At 50.6% G+C, this 22,108-nt stretch carries 20 protein-coding genes; 12 read left to right on the plus strand and 8 right to left on the minus strand.

The window, feature by feature from the left end:
* Positions 1–198: 198 nt before the first annotated feature.
* Positions 199–894 carry a CBS and ACT domain-containing protein gene (locus RDU59_06720; protein ID MDQ7838166.1) on the plus strand — a complete coding sequence of 232 codons (696 nt, stop codon included), beginning with the start codon at positions 199–201 and terminating at the stop codon, positions 892–894.
* 137 nt (positions 895–1,031) lie between these two features.
* On the opposite strand, the gene RDU59_06725 is transcribed toward RDU59_06720, so the two are convergent.
* From RDU59_06725 to RDU59_06760, 8 genes are all read right to left on the minus strand, one after another.
* On the minus strand, positions 1,032–1,709 hold the full coding sequence (locus RDU59_06725; GenBank protein ID MDQ7838167.1) for a DUF434 domain-containing protein: 678 nt from the start codon (positions 1,707–1,709) through the stop codon (positions 1,032–1,034).
* Positions 1,710–1,825: 116 nt separating this feature from the next.
* Positions 1,826–2,359 (minus strand): hypothetical protein, encoded by a 534-nt coding sequence (locus RDU59_06730; protein MDQ7838168.1) that lies wholly within the window; start codon positions 2,357–2,359, stop codon positions 1,826–1,828.
* 107 nt (positions 2,360–2,466) lie between these two features.
* Entirely contained in the window at positions 2,467–3,228 is a 762-nt protein-coding gene (locus tag RDU59_06735) for a TPM domain-containing protein (GenBank protein ID MDQ7838169.1), read from the minus strand.
* 129 nt (positions 3,229–3,357) lie between these two features.
* Positions 3,358–3,942: a LemA family protein gene (locus tag RDU59_06740; GenBank protein MDQ7838170.1), complete on the minus strand. Its 585-nt coding sequence runs from the start codon at positions 3,940–3,942 to the stop codon at positions 3,358–3,360.
* 197 nt (positions 3,943–4,139) lie between these two features.
* Positions 4,140–5,078 (minus strand): J domain-containing protein, encoded by a 939-nt coding sequence (locus tag RDU59_06745; protein MDQ7838171.1) that lies wholly within the window; start codon positions 5,076–5,078, stop codon positions 4,140–4,142.
* 101 nt (positions 5,079–5,179) lie between these two features.
* Positions 5,180–6,310, minus strand: a complete 1,131-nt coding sequence (locus RDU59_06750) for a hybrid sensor histidine kinase/response regulator (GenBank protein ID MDQ7838172.1) — start codon at positions 6,308–6,310, stop codon at positions 5,180–5,182.
* 49 nt (positions 6,311–6,359) lie between these two features.
* Positions 6,360–6,512 (minus strand): hypothetical protein, encoded by a 153-nt coding sequence (locus tag RDU59_06755; protein ID MDQ7838173.1) that lies wholly within the window; start codon positions 6,510–6,512, stop codon positions 6,360–6,362.
* A gap of 26 nt (positions 6,513–6,538) precedes the next feature.
* On the minus strand, positions 6,539–7,105 hold the full coding sequence (locus tag RDU59_06760) for a response regulator (GenBank protein ID MDQ7838174.1): 567 nt from the start codon (positions 7,103–7,105) through the stop codon (positions 6,539–6,541).
* Positions 7,106–7,410: 305 nt separating this feature from the next.
* Here RDU59_06760 and RDU59_06765 point away from each other — a divergent pair, with 305 nt between their 5' ends.
* The 11 genes from RDU59_06765 (at position 7,411) to RDU59_06815 (ending at position 22,041) form a co-directional block, all read left to right on the plus strand.
* Positions 7,411–9,030 (plus strand): methyl-accepting chemotaxis protein, encoded by a 1,620-nt coding sequence (locus tag RDU59_06765; GenBank protein ID MDQ7838175.1) that lies wholly within the window; start codon positions 7,411–7,413, stop codon positions 9,028–9,030.
* 410 nt (positions 9,031–9,440) lie between these two features.
* Complete coding sequence (locus RDU59_06770; GenBank protein MDQ7838176.1) at positions 9,441–11,312, plus strand: methyl-accepting chemotaxis protein; 1,872 nt, start codon at positions 9,441–9,443, stop codon at positions 11,310–11,312.
* Positions 11,313–11,446: 134 nt separating this feature from the next.
* Positions 11,447–11,752: an STAS domain-containing protein gene (locus RDU59_06775; protein MDQ7838177.1), complete on the plus strand. Its 306-nt coding sequence runs from the start codon at positions 11,447–11,449 to the stop codon at positions 11,750–11,752.
* Positions 11,753–11,924: 172 nt separating this feature from the next.
* On the plus strand, positions 11,925–12,290 hold the full coding sequence (locus tag RDU59_06780) for a response regulator (protein MDQ7838178.1): 366 nt from the start codon (positions 11,925–11,927) through the stop codon (positions 12,288–12,290).
* A gap of 62 nt (positions 12,291–12,352) precedes the next feature.
* Positions 12,353–12,712, plus strand: a complete 360-nt coding sequence (locus tag RDU59_06785; protein ID MDQ7838179.1) for a four helix bundle protein — start codon at positions 12,353–12,355, stop codon at positions 12,710–12,712.
* A gap of 30 nt (positions 12,713–12,742) precedes the next feature.
* Positions 12,743–14,854: a chemotaxis protein CheA gene (locus RDU59_06790; protein ID MDQ7838180.1), complete on the plus strand. Its 2,112-nt coding sequence runs from the start codon at positions 12,743–12,745 to the stop codon at positions 14,852–14,854.
* Positions 14,855–15,013: 159 nt separating this feature from the next.
* The gene (locus tag RDU59_06795) at positions 15,014–17,011 is read left to right on the plus strand and encodes a methyl-accepting chemotaxis protein (GenBank protein MDQ7838181.1); all 1,998 of its coding nucleotides are present in this window, start codon (positions 15,014–15,016) and stop codon (positions 17,009–17,011) included.
* A 96-nt stretch (positions 17,012–17,107) separates the two neighbouring features.
* Positions 17,108–18,715: a methyl-accepting chemotaxis protein gene (locus RDU59_06800; GenBank protein ID MDQ7838182.1), complete on the plus strand. Its 1,608-nt coding sequence runs from the start codon at positions 17,108–17,110 to the stop codon at positions 18,713–18,715.
* Positions 18,716–18,901: 186 nt separating this feature from the next.
* Positions 18,902–19,438: a chemotaxis protein CheW gene (locus RDU59_06805; protein ID MDQ7838183.1), complete on the plus strand. Its 537-nt coding sequence runs from the start codon at positions 18,902–18,904 to the stop codon at positions 19,436–19,438.
* 418 nt (positions 19,439–19,856) lie between these two features.
* On the plus strand, positions 19,857–20,738 hold the full coding sequence (locus RDU59_06810; GenBank protein MDQ7838184.1) for a protein-glutamate O-methyltransferase: 882 nt from the start codon (positions 19,857–19,859) through the stop codon (positions 20,736–20,738).
* 238 nt (positions 20,739–20,976) lie between these two features.
* Positions 20,977–22,041, plus strand: coding sequence for a chemotaxis response regulator protein-glutamate methylesterase (locus RDU59_06815; protein MDQ7838185.1), 1,065 nt, complete (start codon positions 20,977–20,979; stop codon positions 22,039–22,041).
* Positions 22,042–22,108: the final 67 nt, after the last annotated feature.

Consider the following 22,108-nt stretch of genomic DNA (forward strand, 5'->3'; position numbering starts at 1 on the left):
ACTCATAGCATTATATGCCATAATAATGACGCATCTGTTCTAAACATACAAGGCGTACTCCAGCAAATTTTGCTCAGGAACATCGGATTCCATAAAAGATGTGGAATTTTCAGCGAAAAAGGGCTTGACAAAATATGGTGATATTGTCATGATTTCTAACGCTTTTAAATAGTTACCAGCCGTGAGAGGAGTTTCGCCATGTTAGTAAAAGGGTGGATGGCCAGCGAGGTTATAGCCATAGATGAAAACACATCTATGATGAAGGCTACACAGATAATGAAAGAACACAACGTCCGCAGGCTGCCGGTCTTACGCAAGGGGAAGCTGGTCGGGATTATCACTGACCGGGATTTAAAGGACGCCGCTCCTTCCAAGGCTACTTCTCTGGATGTACATGAGTTGTATTATCTCTTGTCTGAAATAAAAGTTAAAGATCTCATGGCCAAAGACCCTATCACCATTAATGGGGATGATACGGTAGAAAAGGCGGCTGTTATCATGCTCGAAAACCGTATTTCCGGCCTTCCGGTAGTGAACAATAAGGGCGACCTTATCGGTGTGGTTACGCTGACCGATGTCCTCAAGGTACTGGTGAGTATTACGGGTATATATCAAGGCGGAATCCAGTTTGCGTTCAGCATTGAAGACCGGGCGGGCTCCATAAAAGAAGTAGCCGATACCATCCGGGCCCATGGGGGACGGATGGTAAGCATACTCACCTCCTGGGACTCATGTGAGAAGGAATGCCGCCACGTCTTCATCCGGATTATGGATATGGAAAAGGAGAAACTGGTAAAGCTGAACAAAGAGCTGGAAAAGCGTTTTATCGTCCTTTATACCACAAGGGACGACCTGTCAAACATCCCCCACCGCCAACTTGAAAAGGCCAAATAGTTTGCAGCCGGGAACTACTGTTCCCGGCTGCACGCTTTCAGCTATCAGCGATTAGCTGTCAGCAAAATATAGTTCATGGCTGATGGCTCATAGCTCATAACGGAAAGCTGAACGCTGATAGCTTAGAATTTTAACTTTTAGCGAAAGCGTATCATATTTTTAAAGCCCAGGCGATACCTTATTATGTGGCCGGCCAGGTCAAAGACCATGGCCGCGTCTTCAATAATTGCTGAATCACTGGTGGCCACTGCCCCGGGAAAACCGGACAATATCTTTTCAGGCACAGGTATAGCCTGAACCCTCCCCTTCAAACCGTATTCCGACAAAAAGCGCCGGGCCGTGGCCGCCAGTTCCCCGCTCTTGGAGACGGGAGAATCCAGGAGAAAGATAATATCTGCCGGCCGATGCCGTCTGAGCGTATCGGAGATCAGATTCAGGGCCTCCATAGTAAAAGCGCCGGGGACATATCCCCTGCCGGCCCGGGCAATATCCCTGATAAATCCATCATCCGCCAGGATCAGGGGCAGCCCCCTTAAAGCGCTTTCCAGGGTTATGAGAACGTTATGACCATCGATAGCCAGGGAGGCCTGATATAAGGCAGAGATGGGGATTTTTTTGTTTTTCCGCTCAGAGTTTTTCCGGGCAAAGACACCCCGATGGAGAAGGTCTCGTTCAGCCACGGAGAGTTGATATCGGTTACCTACCAGGGTGAGGGCGGCACGGCGGGGGTAATTGCGATTCAAGAGATAGCGAAAATCATGGGCCGCCAGTTTTAGCGCAGCAATGTCTATTAAGGCATGTAGCCTTTTCCCCATTCGATCTCTTTTAACCCGGAGTCCGCGAAATTTCCTACATGCCAAGGAGAACAGGGCAGGTGCCGTATGGCTTCAGTGGAAGACCATGTGTCTTTATATCATCAATACAAACGCCTTCATTCAGTCATTACTTCATCAGGCAGTTCGTCTAGATCTCCAGGTGTTATCGGAAAATGTTGTGCTAACAATGCCCCTGCCTCTTTAATAGCCTCGCAGAGGGCATCGCAGGCGCGACTATCTTTTATCCCCAGAGAAACAATCTTTGCGAATTTATTCAGGGTCTCCTGTTCAATCTTTTCATATATTCCTTTGTCCGCAAGAACCCAGACTTTCCTTTCGAGCAGGGAAAGGAAAAATAAAACCCCTGTATTCTTTTTAGTTTTATAAAGTCCTTTTTCATAGAATGCCCTGACTGCCCGTTGCATCACCGCATGTTCTTTTCGCCGCACCTCTATGAGCGCAGCTTTCATGACAGGGATTTTTTTAACGATATATTTCGCAGGAAAGAAGAATGAAAAACTGAATAATATGTACCACGGAAGAGATGATTGAAAAAACAAAGTAACTAAGATCAGGGCTAGAAAACTTCCGAAGAATATCCCTCCGATTACCTCGGTCTCAAGATACCGGTCACTGCTATCAACCACCATAACAGCGATCTCCCCGATAGTCCGGGATTCTATTTCATGGGTAGTATCCGCTATCCGTTTTTTCTCATCCTCATTAAAAAACCTGTCTGACTTTCTAAGATGTTTCATCACCAATCTCCCGATGCCCCGCCACCTCCAAAATCTCCTCCACCGCCTCCACCAAAACCTCCCCCGCTGCTAAAGCCTCCTCCTCCAAATCCACTGCCTATTCCGCCATAGCCACCACCTGGCCAGGGCACACCTCTTTTAATACGACTTCTTAAGGCAATAATGGCAGGGAAGATTAAAAAAGGAATAAGAGGGAAAAGAATCGAAAAAATATCTCCCTCCGGAGAGCGGCGCTTTTCATCAATCTTAAACTCTCCCCGTGTCGCATCAATCAAGGCGTGGACACCCGCAATAAAACCCTCGTTAAGGTCCCCTCTCTTAAATTTCGGTTTTATGACAAGGTCTATGATCCTTCCTGCTATCAGATCGGTTAACTTGCCTTCGAGACCTCGTCCTACCTCGATCCTCATCTTCCTTTCCTGTTTTGCGACTGTAAGTATTACGCCGTTGTCCTTGGCCTTCTGCCCGATTTTCCATGCCTCTGCAACCTTAATGCTGAAGTCCTCGATCACCTCTCCTTCAAGTGATGGGACTGTTAAGATAACTATCTGGGTTGAGTCTGTTTGTTCGAAAGCCCTCAGTTCATTCTCAAGTTCAGCTTTTACTGAGGGAGAAATCATATTGGCATAATCGTTGACATATCCCTGAAGTTTAGGGATATCAAGTGCATGAACAGTTGATATCGTCTTACCCCAAGAAAGACACAGAAGTAAGAAAGTAAAAAGCAGGATATTTAATATTTTTTTATTCGCATTATTCATAGTTCAAACAAAGACAGGCAGGACACAGTATTTTAGCAGTTTTTAATTCCGTCGAAGACAGGATTAACCTCGGAGGTCGATACGACCGAGAATGAGCGAAAATGCTATGCCATGCCTGTCTATACATAGTTAGAATTTTACCTTAGGCGCCTTCTCTGCCCCTGCCTCAGCCTTGAATGGTTCTCTAAGTTTCAGATGCAGCAGGAGGCTATTGGTTATGCTGTTTGGAAATACCCTTATCGAGGTATTGAATGTCTCCACTGCCTTATTATACCGTGTTCGTGCAACATTTATCCTATTCTCTGTGCCTTCAAGCTGATTCTGAAGATCCTGGAAGTTTTGATTAGCCTTAAGGTCAGGGTATCTTTCTACTACAACCATAAGCCTTGAAAGCGCGCTACTCATTGCAGACTGTGCCTCCTGAAACTGAGTAAACGTTTTTGGATCATCAAGTATATTCTTTGACATCTGTATAGTGCCGACCTTTGCCCTTGCCTCTGTCACTGCAGTAAGGGTCTCCCTCTCATGTTTTGCATATGTTTTTACAACTTCTACGAGATTCGGGATAAGGTCATTTCTTCTCTGATATGTTGCCTCTACATCGCCCCATGCTGCCTTCATAGCCTCTTCATTTTTCTGCATCGTGTTATACCCGCAGCCTGAGACAGTTAACAGCATACATATAAATACAATATACATTATCCGTTTTTTCACTCTTGCCTCCTTGTTCTTCTTTACAATTCTTTACCTCAGAGCCTCTTGCAAAACTCCATTTTTTGTCATTCCCGCAACGCTTTTGAGCGGGAATCTGGTTTTATTCAAGTAAAAACCATATCCGTCCCCGAATGCCTGTATCCCCGATAGAATCATTCGGGGATGACAGACAATTTTGCAAGAGGCTCATCAGCTCCCTATAATCCGGCGGCGGCAAGTTCTTCCATTAAGTGTTTTTGCTTGTTGTTCAGCTTGCCCGGGACCTTCACCGTAATACGTACGTACAAATCTCCCCGGCCCGAGCCATCCGGGAGCGGGAGCCCGAACCCCTTAACCCGCAGCCTGGTGTTACTCTGGGTGCCGGCCGGCACACGTACGCTCAAGTTTTTGCCATCCAGGGTCGGGACATCCACCTGTGAACCGAGGACAACGCTGCTGAAGGGTATTTCCCTGTCCAGTACCAGATTGAACCCTTCACGCTTGAATTGCGGATGTTCCAGCACCTTGATCTTTAAATAAAGATTGCCCGGCGGTCCCCCGTGTAATCCGGGCCCGCCTTTACCCGGGATACGCAACTTTTTCCCGTCTTCTATCCCTGCCGGTATCTTGACGGAGACCCTTTCCGTATGCCCGCTGCGCTGGAAAGAGACGACCTTTTCCGCTCCATTAAACGCTTCTACCAGGCTGACCGGTAGTTCTAAAACGATATCTTCACCCTTCTGCCTTACATCCTGATGAAACCGGAAGTCGCGGCCGGGTTGCGGTCCCCCAAAGTTATAGTAGGATTGACGGGAGCTTCCCTTTTTGCCTTGCGAGAAGGCCTGGCCCAGGATGTCGCCAAAGCTGAACCCAAATTCCTTAAAGATGCCGGAATAATCAAAACCACGAAAGATGTCTTCCTGCGAAAACCGCTGATGGAACTCTGTTGATCCAACGGTGTCGTATTGCCTTCTTTTTTCCGGATCACTCAAGACGGCGTAGGCCTCGCTAATCTGTTTAAACTTTTCCTCGGCGGCCTTATCCCCTTTATTACGGTCAGGGTGGTACTTTAACGCCAGTTTCCGGTAGGCCTTCTTGATCTCCTCAGCGGAGGCGCTTTTAGGAACTCCCAGGATTTTATAATAGTCTTTGGTCATCTGTCGTCTATTAAATAAAAGAAGCTGTCAGCGGTCGGCAAAAATTTAAGGCAAACAACACATTAAGCTGAAAGCTAATATAGTTTTTAAAACGGGCGATGTCAAGCTAACGGCTGATGGCTGATAGTTTCTGCAAAAGGTAGGTAAACGGTAAAGGTCGAACCTATTTCTGCTTCACTTTCAAACTCTATGGAACCCCCCATCAACTCAACAAATTTTTTACATATGGCAAGACCGAGACCTGATCCCTGTTCCCCGCCTTCTTTCCCGGTTATTTTGGGAAACGGGGTAAATATCTTGTCGTTGTCTTCCGGCGTTATACCTTGACCGGTGTCGGTTATAGCTATGGCCACTTGGTCTTGTTGCAGCTGGCAACTCACGTTGATTTGTCCGCCCGCCTGGCTAAACTTTATGGCATTATCAAGGAGGTTTCGTAGAATAGTCTGCAGGAACTTTTTGTCTGCAGTGATGCGGTCCGCTTCCGGCGGCACTTCCCGCCGGTAGGAGATACGCTTATTGTAGGCCATATTTTGCAGATCCATCCAGACCGTATCGATCAGGCCGGTTAGAGAGAGGGTCTCCGGGCGGGGCGTAACACCCCCGGCCTCCAGCCTGGCCAGGAACGAGATGTCATCAATCAGGGCCAGAAGTTGCCGCCCATTCCTGTCGATCACGGAGAGGAATTCGCACTGGTTGCTGCTTAACGGCCCGTAGTATTCGTTGGCCAGCAGCTCAGCAAAACCGAGGATGCCGTTAAGGGGGCTGCGCAGTTCGTGGGAAATCTTTGAGAGAAAGGCAAACTTTTGTTGCTCTACTCTTTGCAACTCATGGCCGGCCCGACGCAGCTCGTCATACAGCGACTTTATGCGCAACATGACCTTGACCCGGGTTACCAAAATCAGGTTGTCAACCGGTTGCACTATGTAATCGTCGGCCCCCATGTCCATGCCCTTTATCTTAGACTTTAAGTCGTCATAGGTGGCTGTGAGAAACACGATGGGGATATGCCTCATCTCGGGATCGCCCTTGAGTATCCGGCAGGCCTCGAATCCATCCATAGTCGGCATCTGGATATCAAGGAGCACTACATCCGGGTGTTTTTCGCGGGCCAGCCGCACGGCCTCCAGTCCATCCTTGGCGGTAATTATTGCACAGTCAATATTAGCGCGTAATATCTCACTCACCATAAAGCGGACATCGGGATTGTCATCGGCGAGCAGTATGGCGTACATGTAATCTCCTTTCAGATCAGCTTTCAGCCTTCAGCTTTGGGCTTTGAGCTTATTTGCTTTTCCCCAGCCATTCTTCCACCTTTTTAAGAACTTCGGCCGGTGGAGCAGGTTTGGCTACGCGCCGGAAGCCGCGAGAATCATATTCGGTCTTCTGCCAGACGTTGACAAGGAATTCCTGCAAGTAGCCTTTGTCTTTATCCACTTTCTTCGACTATCAGCTTTTAACGATCACGAGAACTCAATGATTTTTTTGATTAGAGCGGTCCAATCCAGGGGCTTGGCAAAGAAGGCGTCTGCGCCGCATTTCAGTGCTTTTTTTCTGTACCCTTCCTCTGCATGGGCTGTAGTAACTATTACTTTGATATGTTTGGTACAATCATTGGATTTAATCCTGGTACAGACTTCAAACCCATCCATCTTAGGCATCATCAGGTCCAGTATCACAATTTTTGGTTTGATCTCGCCAATTTTATAAATGGCCTCAAATCCGTCGCCGGCGGTATGAACCTGGTATCTATCCTTGGCTGCCAGGAAGGCAGCCTCAAAGAGTTTAAGGTCATAAGGATTATCATCAACCACCAGGATGTGATTTTTACCGGGATTAACGGCATCCGGCGGAACTGCATCTTTGCCGGCCAGGAAATTAAGCAACTCCCCTCTTCTTATCTTACGATGGCCGCCCGGGGTTACGAAGGCATTGAGGAGGCCTTCATCTATCCATCGGGTGATGGTTGTCCGGGTTACCCCGCAAATCTTGCCAGCTTCTGAGGTTGTAAGGTATTCTGACACATTCATCTGAAGACACCTTTCTCCAGCAGACCGGAAGTCCGTAGTTTTTCGCTTATATACTACTTTTCGGACATTGTTACAATTAAGTTAACATAATGTTTTGTGCAGTTTTAAAAACTCGTTGTATAGACTCCTTAAGACCCTGCCTCGGACGTTTCATCAAAAGCAAAAAACATATTATTTCGTACAATATTAATAATAAAAGGCGTATTGTTTGTTTTTTGCTTAATGGTTTTTTAGATATGCCGATAAGCAAGAAGCGCGGAACGAGGACGTATCGCAAAATCATACGCTGCAGGAGGAGTAAGAAGATGAACATGTTTAAACGGGAGACGATCGAGACAAGGGATTATGAGAGTGAGTTGCAGGAGGCCCGGGCGCAGGCCAGGCGCTGTGAAAGTATTTTGTCTGCTATCGCTGCGCCCATGTTTGTGACCGATAAGGACCTGGTGATTAACTCTATCAATGACGCGGCGCTAAAGGCCATGGGCCACAGCCGGGATGAGGTGGTGGGGAAGATGACCTGCGCCCAGTTTGCCCGGACCCCGCTTTGCGGCACGGCCCAGTGCACCATAAAGAACTGCATGCGCACCGGTGAGGCTATAATCGGTGAGACGGTGGCCGAGACCCGGGACGGGAAAAAAGTGCCCATCCAGGCGGCCTGTTCCGCCCTGTTTGACGAGCAGGGCAAGCCCTATGGCGGCATGGAGGTTATTATAGACATAACCGAGGTAAAACGTCTCCAGAAAGAGGCCGATGAACAACGTGAATACCTGGAAAGACAGGTGGCTATGCTGGTAAAAGAACTACATACCCTGAGCCTCGGAGATCTGTCGGTGAACATTGTCGCTGAACGACAGGATGAGATCGCCAGGGTCATAGAAAGTTTAAATAAGGTTATTCAAAGTCTCCGGGAGACCGCCCGGGTAGCGGAAGCTGTTGCCCGGGGAGACCTGACAGTAGAGATCACGCTCAAGTCAGAAAAGGATGTCCTTGGAAATGCCTTTAAGAGGATGATTAACGACTTGAGAAATATCGTCGGCAATATAAAAGCTGCGTCTGACAATATGGCTTCCGGCAGTCAGCAAACCAGCAGTACGGCCGCGCAACTCTCACAGGGTTCTACCGAACAGGTGTCCAGTTCCATGGAGGAGATGAACAGTACGGTAAATCAGAATGCCGACAATGCCAGGCAGACCACCTCCATTGCCGAAAAGGCCGCCGGCAATGCTCTGGAAAGCGGCAATGCCGTGGCGGAAGCGGTTGGAGCCATGAAGCAGATTGCCGAAAAAATATCCATCATTGAAGAAATCGCCCGCCAGACCAATCTCTTAGCCTTAAATGCGGCTATCGAGGCGGCTCGGGCCGGGGAGCATGGACGGGGCTTTGCCGTGGTTGCGGCCGAGGTACGGAAGCTGGCCGAGCGGAGCCAGACCGCGGCCCAGGAGATCGCCAACCTTTCCGGAAGCAGCGTTCAGGTGGCCGAACGCGCCGGCGCTCTGGTGGCCGAACTGGTTCCCAATATTCAGAAGACCGCCGAGCTGGTACAGGAGATAAACGCCTCCAGCACTGAGCAGGCCAGCGGTATCCAGCAGGTGACCCAGTCTGTCCAGCAGCTTGACCAGGTGGTGCAGCAGAATGCCAGCGCTGCTGAAGAGATGTCCGCCATGGCTGAGGAACTCACGTCCCAGGCCGAGCGGCTGCGTGAGTCCGTCAATTTTTTCAAGCTGGATGACCAAGGTGGTCAGGGGATGAAACAATTGGGAGATGGGCGTAGTCCCCGAGCCGACATCCCTAAAGCGCCTGCCCACAAACCGGCGCGCCCCGGCGCATCTGCGAGCGGCAGTGTGGCTAAGCCGCAGATAACAACCGGGGTTGATATAGTCCTGGGTAAGAATGAGATAGACGACCGGGAGTTTGAAAGGATTTAATAGTTCCCAACCGAAAACTTTTGGTTTCCGGTTGGGGCATTCAGCCTTCAGCTCTCAGCGTTCAGCATGAAGCCGGTCCACCGTTCACTGTTGACCGTTTACCGAAAGAAAATGTCGGACAACGGATAACGGACAACGGATAACAAACATGCCGATAGCTGAAAACCTGAATTCGGCCTTAGGCCGACCGTAGGCCGGAAACGGTAGTTTCCGGATGAAATGTGTCCATCCGAATTGTTTTACTCGATTAAGTTATTTTATTTTTTCCTTAATAAATTTTTTCGCTTACCGATAAATGATTGTAAGCTATCAGCAGTCAGCTCTCAGCGTTCAGCTTAATGTGTTGTTTATTTTAGATTTTTTCTGACGGCTGACGGTAGATAGCTGATAGCTCAAGAGGTTTTCCTCCATTGGATGAGAAGCGGGATCTAACAAAGGAACTGGATGAATGTCAGAGGCATCTGACGCAGTTATGTGCCGACATTGAGCCGGAATTTTTGCAGCTTGGCCGGGGGCTGGAGTCTATTTTCCAACGGGCCCAGGATCTTTCAGAACAGGCCAGGGGGGCGGTCTATCTGCACGCTACGGCGCATCTTCGAGAAGAGGGACAGACATCCGCCTCAGGCGGACATCTTCGAAAGGTTACAGACCTCTTTCTGGATGTGAGGGATATTTTTAATACGTCGCTTGACGCCTTGCGTACTACGATTGAGGAGTCTGCAAAGGCTGTCAGGCATATTTTCAATATAGGGAAGGAACTGGAAAGCCTGAAGAGCGGGCACAATGCCCTGGAGAGGCTGGCCGTTATAACCAGAATACTGGGTATTTCTACCCGCATTGAGTGCGGCCGTCTTGGAGATATGGGCAGCGGGTTTATTTTTTTATCGGATCAAATAAGTAATTTTTCCGGTGCGCTTTCCAAGTATGCATCTGACTTTGAGACCGAGGTAAAACAGGTATTGGCAAATATTGAGGAGGCAGAGACATCCGTGGCTGCCCGTCTGAAAATTCAAAGTAAAGAGTCTGACCGGATTTCACAACAAATTATGGGTGCTTTAGATATTGTAGATATGGCATCCGCACAGATGACCCGGCTTTCCGAACAGATTGATCACTTTTCCGAAAGGGTACTCCGGGAGGTCGGAGAGATTGTATCTGCCTTGCAGTTTCAGGATATAACCAGGCAGCAGGTTGAACACGTACAGGCGGCTCTGGCAGAGCCGGGTAATTCTCTGAATGGAAAAATCCTGAAAAAATGCAGTTCAAAAGAGTTGAGCGTTGTTTATGGTAACTTAGCCGTACAGCTCTCACAACTTCGTAATGTGAGGAGCGAAATAACTGCTGCCGGCCAAAACATAATGACTGCCCTTGAAGGGATCGGCCGGGAAATCGAGGGACATGTGAGGCATGTCGCCGAGGCCATAGGTGAGACGAGCGGGGGCGAGGGTGATAATGCATTGGCTATGCTTGAGCCCCAGATGGAGGCGCTGGGACAGCAACTGAAAAACAGCTTTTTGCTCAGCGAAATATTGTTTAAGACCATCAGTAATGTGTCAGGCCTGGTAGAGCGGATCGGAAGCAATCAAACCAAAATCAATAAGACACGCCTGGATATGAAGATCCTGGCCCTTAATGCCCAGGTACAGGCGGCAAGACTGGGAGGGGATGGGCGCGCGCTTTCTGTACTGGCTGAAGATATGCAGCATCTTTCGGATTCCTGGAGTGCGGTGGCCGAAGAGACGGCCTCCCTACTCCAGAGTGCCGTTAATGTGGCGGCCGACCTGAAAGACAAGTTGGAGGGTGTATTGGAACATTGCCGGAGCCAGACCGCAAAAAGCCAGGAACGGGCCTCTAATGCCGTGCTCCTCTTGCAGACTGCCAGCGACAAGACAGGGAGCGCCGTTGAGGCCATTAACCAGGCCAGTCATTTATTGGGTGAGGATGTTGCGGCGCTTGTGAACACTATCAAATTTCCGCAAATTGCCGAGGCCGGCCTGGAGAGGGTTATATCTCACTTAGAACATCTGCAGGATGAAATCGGCAAGAGATTATCGCCGGAGGAGAAACGGCTTATTACCGTGACACCGGTGCTGGATACAACAGCCGAACGCTATACCATGGAGAGTGAACGCAGGATGCACACTCATGCCCTGCAGCAATTTAAGCCGGGCGCAGATGCGCCGGGGCGTACTGATGCCCGTACTGTCGAACTTCTTGAAAAGGATACGCAGATAAAAGCGATAGGTACAGATGACATGGGAGACAATGTGGAGTTGTTTTGAGAATGGCTGTCAGCATGTTTGTTATCCGTTAACCGTTGTCCGGCATTTTCTTTCGGTAAACGGTCAACAGTGAACGGTGGACCGGCTTCATGCTGATAGCTGAGCGCTAAAGGCTAAAATAGGGAGGAATCAACATGGCTTGCATACTTAGCAACGTTGACGGAACCCCGGTGTTAAGGCTCTCCGGGGCCGTGGGCATAAGTGAGGGTGAGGCGCTAAGAGAGGCCCTGCTGAGGCTTATTGAATCTACAGAAAATCCTACGGTAGCCATGGATGGAGTCACTGAGGTCGATGTCTGCACATTGCAACTTTTGGTTGCAGCTCAAAAGAGCGCCGCCAAAGCTGGTAAGTCGCTTAATTTGGCGGATATTTCCGAGCCGTTTCACCAGGCAGCAGAATCGGCAGGTATGGCTGACTCCTTTGGGCTTAAGGATGAGTGATGATGTTGGGAAGTTTACAGCTCAAAGTTCAGGGTTAAAAAACCGTGAACGTGGAACTCGGAACCCTGAACTTCTTTGGTTGCGGCTATGCCGCGCTGTGGTTCCCCTGTTTAATAGGGTTCCCTTAGGGAAATTTAACAGGGTGAATCTGTGGTTAAAGAGGGGGTAACTTATGGCTAAGACAATTATGACCGCCGATGATTCAGCCAGCGTCCGGCAGATGGTAAGTTTTACCCTTAAACAGGCTGGTTACGAGGTCATCGAAGCGGCAGACGGTAAAGATGCCCTGACCAAGTTGAACGGCACGCAGATAGACATGCTGATTACCGACCTTAACATGCCCAACCTGGATGGCATCGGCCTGATCAAGGGGGTGCGCGGGATGCCTAACCATAAGTTCATCCCGATAATTATGCTGACTACAGAGTCTCAAGAGACAAAGAAGGCTGAAGGCAAAACAGCCGGGGCCTCCGGATGGATCGTTAAGCCGTTTAAGCCGGACCAGCTCCTGGCGGTGGTGAAAAAAGTATTAAGATAAGCTGTCAGCTTTCAGCTATCAGCAGTCAGCTTGAATTTAAATCAATATGAGGCGTAACGCAGGTGAAAGACTTTAGGGAATTGAAGGTGTGGGAGAAGGCTCATTGCTTAACTCTGGCAGTTTACAAGGCTACGATTGCCTTCCCAAAAGATGAATTATACGGTCTCACAAGCCAAGTTCGTCGTTCTTGTATGTCTATCCCTGCTAACATTGCAGAAGGATGTGGCAGAAACGGGGATGCCGAATTTGCGCGGTTTCTCCAAATCGCTATGGGATCGGCAAGCGAGTTGGAATATCATATGTTGCTCGCACGTGACCTCGAGTTTCTACCTGATTCGACCCATACATCCTTAGCAAAAGCGGTAACAGATATAAAACGGATGCTAACTTCACTTATTCAGAAGCTGAAAGCTGATCGCTGACGGCTGAAAGCTTGAAATATGGAGGTTCCTATGACCATGGAAGATAAACACGCCCAGACCTACCTGGAAGAAGCCAGGGAACTGCTGGCCGAACTGGAAGAGGCCGTGCTTGAGCTGGAAAACAACATGTCCGACATGGAGCTTGTGAACCGTATTTTTCGGGCCATGCATACAATTAAAGGTTCCGGGGCCATGTTCGGTTTTGATGCCGTTGCCGGGTTTACCCACCACGTGGAGACCGTTATGGATCAGGTGCGAAACGGCGTCATCCCGATTACGAATGACCTCATCGGCCTGATCCTGGCGGCGCGGGACGAGATCTCATCTATGCTGTTCGGTACATCTGAGACGGATTCGGCCGGCCGGGAGGAGATTGTCGCCGCATTGCGTTCGCTTTTACCCGGAGAGACGAATGAGGGAGAGGCAGTAGGCCCAAAGACAAAAGAGGCAGTCCCTGATTCGGAGGCCGAAGTTCAACCGGTAAGCAGCAGGGGCATGAGAGCTACATATCGTATCCGATTTATCCCCGGGAGCGATACGCTTCGCTATGGGAACGATCCTATCGCCTTGCTTAACGAAATGGACAACCTCGGAGAGCTGCGGGTCACCGTTCTTTCCGACCGCATCCCCTGCCTGGAAGAAATCAATTATGATGAGTGTTATCTCGGATGGGACATGACCCTTATCTCTGAGGCCGATATCAACGCGATCCGCGATGTTTTTATATTTGTGGAAGACAGCAGCGAGGTGGCCATTGAAAAGATAGCAAATGAGACCACGATTGGTGATGCGGCGACCGGCAAGGTTGGTGAGATACTGGTTGCCCGCGGAGATGTCCCTGCCGAAGCGGTGGAAAGGGCCGCGAAGGATCAAAAAAAGATCGGGGAGATACTGGTCGAGGCCGGTACGGTGTCTAAGGAAAAGGTTAATTCAGCCCTGGTCGAACAGCATATTATTCGACAGCAGGCGGAAAAACATAGCGCTACCAGCATCCGCGTGGCAGCCGAAAAACTTGACCAACTCATCAATATAGTGGGTGAGTTGGTCACTACGCAGGCCCAGTTGACCCAGGCGGCCGGGTCCAATGGCAATTCAGAGCTGCTGACGGCTGTGGAGAGCATCGAGTGCCTTACCGGTGAACTGCGCGATTGTGTCCTGGGAGTGCGTATGCTGCCTATTGGTTCTACTTTTGCCAAGTTTAAAAGATTGGTGCGCGATCTTTCCGCGGGACTGGGCAAGGAAGTTGATTTTATCACAGAGGGAGACGAGACGGAACTCGATAAAACGGTTATCGAGAAGATCGGCGATCCCCTGGTTCATCTTATCCGAAATAGTTTAGACCACGGTATTGAGACCCCGGATAAAAGAGAGGCCTTCGGCAAGCCGCGTCGCGGCATAATTCGTTTGACGGCGGCGCACGCCGGAGGAGAAGTGGTTATATCGGTTGAGGACGACGGCAAGGGGCTGGATACAGAGGCCATCGTCCGTAAGGCTATGGAAAAAGGCCTGATCGACGACGCGAAGAGTCTCTCCGATTCCCAGATATTTAATCTCATTTTCCAGCCGGGATTTTCTACCGCTGAAGTGGTCACCGATGTCTCGGGCCGCGGGGTAGGCATGGACGTGGTAAGGCGGGAGATAGAGGCCCTGCGGGGTTCGTTTGATATCCAGAGTAAAAAGGGGCGAGGCGCCACGGTTACTGTCAGACTGCCCCTGACCCTGGCCATAATCGACGGCCTCCTGGTGGAGTCAGGCCGTGAGCGGTTTGTGATTCCGCTGCATCATGTGCAGGAGTGTGTGGAATTGACCGGGCGTGATATTGACAATACCCACGGACGCCATGTGATGAACGTCCGGGATAGACTTGTTCCTTATGTCCGGTTAAGTGAATTCTTTGTTACGGCGGATAGAGAAGCGCTATCTATAGAACAGGTCATCGTGGTGCAGGCCGAGGATTTCGTCACAGGCCTGGTTGTGGACAGGATTGTGGGTGAGAAGCAGGCGGTGATTAAACCCCTGGGCAAGATGTTCAGGCAGGCCGACGGCGTATCCGGGGCTACCATACTGGGTGACGGCACGGTGGCCTTGATTTTGGACGTACCCCAGATCACGCGGTGCGCACAGCGTGAGGAGGCAGCATAAATTCACCGCAAAGGACGCCAGGAAATAAATTCACCAGGCGCAAAGGACGCAGAGGATAAAAGGCTGAAAGCTGAAAGCCAGAGAGAATGACAAATTTCAAAGCTCAAAGCTGAAGGCTGACAGCTATTACAATACTAAGGAGGTAGAGGAGGTAGAAAAATGAAAGTAAGGATAGGTACAAAACTGGCCGTTGGTTTCATTGTCCCCATGCTTTCTATGCTGATCATTGGCGGATGGACGTATTTTGCAAACCAGAACGTTAAATTGAGCGCGCTCCTGACCAGGGATGAAAGCGTGGTTTTCCAGAGGACCGCGCAAGAGATGAAGGCGCACGTCATACAGGTACAGCAGTGGCTGACGGATATCTCAGCGACACGCGGGCAGGACGGCCTGAATGACGGCTTTGATAAGGCAGAGGAGCACAGGCAATCTTTTTTAGCCGGGCTGAATAAGTTTAAAGAGATGTATACCCGGGAAAATAATCGCCAGGGACTGGATGCCCTGAAGGCACTGGAAGCAGAGTTTGAAGCCTATCATGCCACCGGAAAAAAGATGGCCCAGGCCTACATAGCCCATGGGCCGGCCGGAGGTAACAAACTCATGGGGGAATTTGACGGTACGGCCGAGGCCCTCTGGAAGACCCTAGATCCTTTAGTCGAGGGGCAGACCCGGGAAGTGAATCAGAGTATGGCGGCGATACTGGCCTCGATTGAAAAGATGACCTGGGGCACCATGCTCATCGGGATACCGGCCTTACTGGTGACTGCTGTCCTGGGCTTGGTTATAGCGCGGGGGATTTCCAGGCCGGTCAATCATCTTCGCGACGTAGCCGAGAAGTTGTCTGCCGGTGATACCTCGGTTTCCATAGAGGTCAAGAGCCTGGATGAGACCGGTGACCTGGCCGCATCATTTAAGAAGATGGTGGCGCAACTAAACGACCTGCTTGCAGAGATAGACCTGCTCACCAGGTCTGCGGTGGAAGGAAAACTCGATACCCGTGGCGATACCGGGAAATTCGGCGGTGATTATGGAAAGATTATCCACGGCATAAATGATACCCTCGATGCTGTAACCGGCCCCCTGAAGACCGCAGCCGAATACGTCCGTCAGATCAGCAGAGGCGACCTCCCGGCAAAGATCACAGATGACTATAAGGGTGACTTTAACGAGATCAAGAACAGCCTGAACAGCATGATCGATAATCTTACCGGTTTTGCCGTCAATGTACGGACAGTGGCCGAGCAGGTGGCTTCAGGCAGCGAGGAGCTTAATGCTGCTGCCACGCAGATGTCCCAGGGCACGTCCGAACAGGCGGCAAGCATCGAGGAGGTATCCAGCTCCATGGAGGAGATGAATGCCTCGGTAGTGCAGAATGCGGATAACGCCAAGCAGACGGCGGTTATTGCAAAAGATGCGGCTCAAAATGCCAGGGAGAGCGGTGATGCAGTGGTGCAGGCGGTAGGGGCCATGAAACAGATCGCGGAAAAAATAACCATTATCGAAGAGATTGCCAGACAGACCAACCTTTTGGCCTTGAATGCGGCCATTGAGGCGGCCCGGGCCGGAGAACATGGGCGGGGCTTTGCCGTGGTGGCGGCCGAGGTACGGAAGCTGGCCGAACGCAGCCAGACCGCGGCCCAGGAGATTGCCAATCTGTCGGGGAGCAGCGTCAAGGTGGCCGAAAGTGCCGGCCGTCTGGTAGCTGAACTGGTTCCCAATATACAGAAGACCGCCGATCTCGTTCAGGAGATCAGCGCCTCCAGTGGAGAGCAGGCCCGGGGGATAGAACAGGCCACCCAGGCTATTGAACAACTTAATCAGGTGGTGCAACAGAATGCCGGTAGTGCAGAAGAGGTGGCCAGTTCCTCTGAAGAGCTTTCCGCTCAGGCAGAACAATTGCTTAATGCGGCAGAGTTTTTCAAGACTGGCGAGGGCGCCCGTCAGATAACGGCGCATGCCGGGATCAGGCGCGTAAAACGCCCAAAGGCTCCTTCCCCCGCGATGCAGTTGAGTCCGGCTGCCGGACCTGTAACACAGACACATGAGAAAAAAGTCGATAGTTCAACCGGGGATAATCTTGGGCAGGCAGGATCGAAAGCGGTGGATTTAATCCTGGAGCCGGATAATAAGGATGAGCAGGAATTTGAAAGGTTTTAAATTAGCTATCAGCAAAAGAGAGAGTCAAATCTCAAATTTGAAATTAAGAAAGGCTGAAAGCTGAACGCTGATTGCTATTACTAAGGAGGTAGAAAGATGAAGGTATCAGTAGGACCAAAGCTTATCGGGGCGTTTGTTTTTCTGGTAATTGCCTTGGGCGTAGTCAGTTTCACCGGCATCAGGCAGATGGAGGCCATAGACGGGCATCTGATGAACATCTCGGATGTCATCATGAAGCGCGCCATCGTAGCTAAAGAACTACAACTGCATCTTGCCAATACCGGCTGGGGGGTTATGGAGTTCCTGACCGCGGAGACCACGGCCGAGAGGGATGAATTGGCCGGTGCAATCAAGAAGGAAATGGCCGAGGTCGGCGAGCATATGGGTGAGTTGGACGGGATTGCCTCTGCCGAGGTCAAGACAGGTCTGGCAGAATTTCGTAATTCCTTTGGTGCGGTGGAAAAGATTATTAACCAGATATTGACCCAGGGCCGGGGCGGCATAAACAAAGAAGTCCAGATGCTCGATACCCAGTTGGATACGGTTATTGATAAAACCATAGCCGGTACAGAGAAGATCGTGGCCGTGGTGGACAGGGAGGTGGAGGCGGCCAAGCTGGTGTCGGATAACGACGTGGAATATGGCCGGAACTTACTGATGGCGGTAGCCGGGGTAGCCCTGGTGGTGGCCGTGATTATAAACATCTTTATCATTCTTGGCATAAGGAGCTTCAGGCAGACGGCATTGAGCATAGGGGACGCGGTAGAAAACGTGGCGGCAGGCGCGGAACAGCTTTCCTCTACGGCCCAGGGGCTTTCACAAGGGGCCACAGAACAGGCGGCAAGCATCGAGGAGGTGTCCAGCTCCATGGAGGAAATGAACGCCTCTATTTCACAGAATGCGGACAGCGCCGGCCAGACTGCGGCTATGGCTACCAAGGCGGCCGGTAACGCCAGCGAGGGCGGCCAGGCGGTGACCCAGGCGGTCGGCGCCATGAAGCAGATTGCCGAGAAGACGAGCGTAATCGAAGAGATCGCCCGCCAGACCAATCTACTGGCCCTGAATGCCGCTATCGAGGCGGCCCGGGCCGGTGAACATGGAAAGGGCTTTGCCGTGGTCGCTTCCGAGGTGAGGAAGCTGGCGGAACGGAGCCAGATTGCGGCCCAGGAGATTGCCAGCCTTTTAGGCGGCAGCCTCCAGGTGGCCGAACATGCCGGCAAGCTGGTGGAAGAGTTAGTCCCCGCTATCCAGAAGACGTCTGAACTCGTCCAGGAAATAAATGCGGCCAGCAGGGAGCAGGCCAGCGGTATCGGTCAGGTCACCCAGGCTATCCAGCAACTCGACCAAGTGGTGCAGGAAAATTCCGCCGCTTCCGAGGAATTGGCCTCCACCAGTGAAGAGACGTCCTCGCAGGTGCTTGAGATGCAGCGCAACGTGGATATGTTTATCGAGCGGCTGGGAGGGCGGAAGAGAGGCAATAAGAAGATCTCGGCGCGAAAAGTGAACGCCGCGAACTTCATCGGCCTGACCGGCAAGCTCAAGAGAAAACCCAGGACAGAATCGGGTAAAGAACTATCCGTCGCCTCAGTCGTAGATGTGCCTGGGCGTGCGGAAGGGGGCCAGACGGCCGCGAGGAGCCAGGATGCTACGGGTGTTATTCTTGATCTGGATAAGCAGAACGACCAGAATTTTGAAAGGTTTTGAGGCGGATATTCACCGCAAAGGATAAGAAGCTGAAAGCTGAAAGCCAGAGAGAATGACAAAGATTGAGGTTCAAGGTTCAAAGTTCAAGGTTCAAAGTTAAAAAACCGTGAACGAGGAACCCAGAACCCCGAACTTCTTTGGTTACGTCTCTGCGGTGAGATAATAGAATAAAGGAGGTTTAAAACTATGGACGAGATCAGGCAGTATCTTACCTTTGTCTTAAACGGAGAAGATTTTGCCCTGGAGACATCGAGGGTAAAAGAGGTGCTGGAGTACACTACCATTACCCGGATACCGCGTATGCCGGATTTTCTCTGCGGCGTGATAAATTTAAGAGGCAACGTAGTCCCGGTTATGGATATGCGTTTAAAACTGGGGATGCTGACGGCAGAGCGAACCGTTGATACCTGCATTGTGATTGTGGAAGTGGAGCTTGATGGGGAGACAGTCACGATAGGATGCCTTGTGGATTCAGTCAAGGAAGTCCTGGAGATACCGGCCGGTGAGATCGAACCGGCGCCCAAGATGGGGATGCGCCTCAGGGCTGACTTTATCCAGGGCATGGCCAGGCAGAACGAAGGATTTATCATCATTCTGGATATCAACCGCATCCTTTCCATCGATGAAATAACGCTCATGTCCGCCGCCGGCGGACCGGGGATTGAGGCGGATGTAGCCGTTCAAAAGATACCCGGTGATGTCCATGCGGAGATGGTGGTTTAGGAAGCTATCAGCACTCAGCGTTCAGCGGTCAGCGGCTAGGGAAGATTAAAGAGTACTGAGTGATGGGTTGCGGGCTACGAGTTACGGGTTTCGAGTTATTACTCCGGCAGGTAAATACATAAAAAAATGTCATGCCGGATCCCCAATCAAGTTGAGGACAGGCCTGATCCGGTATCCAGTTTCTTGCTGGATTCCCGCTTTCGCGGGAATGACAACGGATTTATGAAATTAATTAGTTTTCATCCGAAACCCCCAGTTTTCTGGATGGAGCGGTCAGCAGTCAGCTTAAGATGTTGTTTGTCTTATTTTTTTACTGACGGCTGAAAGCTGATCGCTGAGAGCTTTCATTCGGAAACGGCAGTTTCCGGATGAAAACTAATTACTAACTGACTACTGAGAGCTAAAACACATAAAAGTTATGGCGGACATAAACCCCGGCTTAAATACGAATATTCCCATTTTTAATCCTCCTGACATGTCTGACCAGGAGTTTGCCCTGTTCAGCGATCTTGTGTACCGCCATGCCGGGATAACCCTTCCCCCTGCTAAAAGGAACATGCTTGTTTCACGATTGCTAAAACGCCTCAGAGCCCTTGGGCTGCATTCTTTTTTTGATTATTACAATTACATAACCAGTCCGGAGGGCCGGCAGGCCGAATTCCCGCATACTATCGATATGATCAGCACCAACAAGACCGAGTTTTTCCGGGAGGCAGGCCATTTTAAGTTCTTAAAAGAGGTGGTCTTGCCGGAGTTGGCGACCCGGGTACGCCGCGTAGGCGAGGGGAAAATCATGGCTTGGAGCGCAGGTTGTTCCTCGGGAGAAGAACCTTATACCTTAGCTATGGTTATGATAGAGTATCTTAAGGTTTACGGGGGCGGTGAGTTTTCTATCCTGGCTACGGATATATCACACCGCATGTTGGATAAGGGCCGGCGCGCAGTTTATGCCGGGCCGGAAATTCAAGGTATTCCCGAGGATTATCTGAGGAAGTATTTCCTGCGCGGGACAAAGGGACAGGAGGGTTACTATCGTGTGGCGCCGGAGTTGCGTAACCGGGTGGGGTTTCAGCATTATAATTTTATGGACGACTCCGTTCCTTTCCACGGGTCTATGGATTTTATTTTTTGCCGCAATGTCATGATATATTTCGACCAAGGGACCAGAACCAGGTTGATAAAGAAGTTTTATAAGCATCTCGTTGACGGAGGGTATCTGTTCATCGGCCACTCGGAGACCCTGCACGGGATGGAAACGGATTTTAAACTGGCCAGCCCGACCGTTTATAGGAAGATATAAAAAAGTTCAAATGTCAAAATCCAAATACCAAAGGAAATCCAAATGTCCAAGTTTATCCACATAGGCATTTTTGTCATTTGAACTTTGGGCTTCATTTGGCATTTGAGCTTTATTTATCCGTCTAAGGCGGATGGATTTTGTCATTTGGAATTCGCGCAAAGCGCTTTTGCTTGCGGTTATGCCGCGCTGTATTCACTGTGGTTAATTTTGACAATATACAGTTAGATACGGGGATAAAATGAGCGAGAAAATAAAGGTGCTGGTCGTCGATGACTCTGCTGTAGTGCGGCAGACGCTGAACGAGATATTAGACTCTGATCCGGATATCGAGGTAATTGCTACCGCGCAGGACCCTTATGTGGCGGCGGAGCGCCTGAAAAAGGCTGTGCCGGATGTTATTACTCTGGATGTAGAGATGCCGCGCATGGATGGTATCACCTTCCTGCGCAAGCTTATGGCTCAGCATCCCATACCCGTGGTTATCTGCTCGACTCTGACTACACAGGGCGCTCAGACAACCCTTCAGGCCCTGGAATATGGCGCAGTGGAGATCATCGAGAAGCCCAAGATGGGGACAAAGCAGTTTCTGGAGGAGTCCAGGATACGCATCTGCGACGCTGTTAAGGCGGCGGCTCAGGTCACATTACGTCCCAGAAAAATCAGAAAAGTTGAAGAAAAGCTGACGGCGGATGTAATCATGGCCAAACCAAAGACCAAGGCCATGGCCGAAACCACGGAGAAGGTAGTCCTGATCGGGGCTTCCACCGGTGGTACAGAGGCGTTAAGAGCGTTCCTCGAGGCCCTGCCGCACGACACCCCGGGCATGGTGATTGTCCAGCACATGCCTGAGAAATTTACCTCAGCCTTTGCCGCGCGGCTGAACGGCCTTTGCCGGGTGGAGGTCAAGGAGGCTGAAAATGGTGATGGAGTGGTGACCGGACGGGCCTTAATCGCCCCGGGGAATAAGCATACCTTGCTTAAGCGGAGTGGCGCCCGGTATTATGTGGAGATTAAGGACGGGCCTTTAGTCTCCCGTCATCGCCCGTCCGTGGATGTGCTCTTTCGCTCCGGGGCCCGCTATGCCGGGGCCAATGCTGTCGGTGTCATCATGACCGGCATGGGCGACGACGGCGCTCAGGGGCTGCTGGAAATGAAGGAGGCCGGGGCCTTTACCATTGCCCAGGACGAGGCCACCTGTGTGGTTTTTGGCATGCCCAAAGAGGCCATAAAGCGTGGCGCCGTAGATAAGATATTGCCGCTACCCGCTATTCCGCGAGAGGTTATCAAGATATGTTCGGGATGAAGGGCTGAAAGCTCAAGGCTCAAAGCGGCCACTATTTTTTATTGTAACTTTATGTAAAATTTTGCTA

The sequence above is a fragment of the Thermodesulfobacteriota bacterium genome, assembly GCA_031082315.1.
Taxonomy (GTDB): Bacteria; Desulfobacterota; QYQD01; order QYQD01; family QYQD01; genus QYQD01.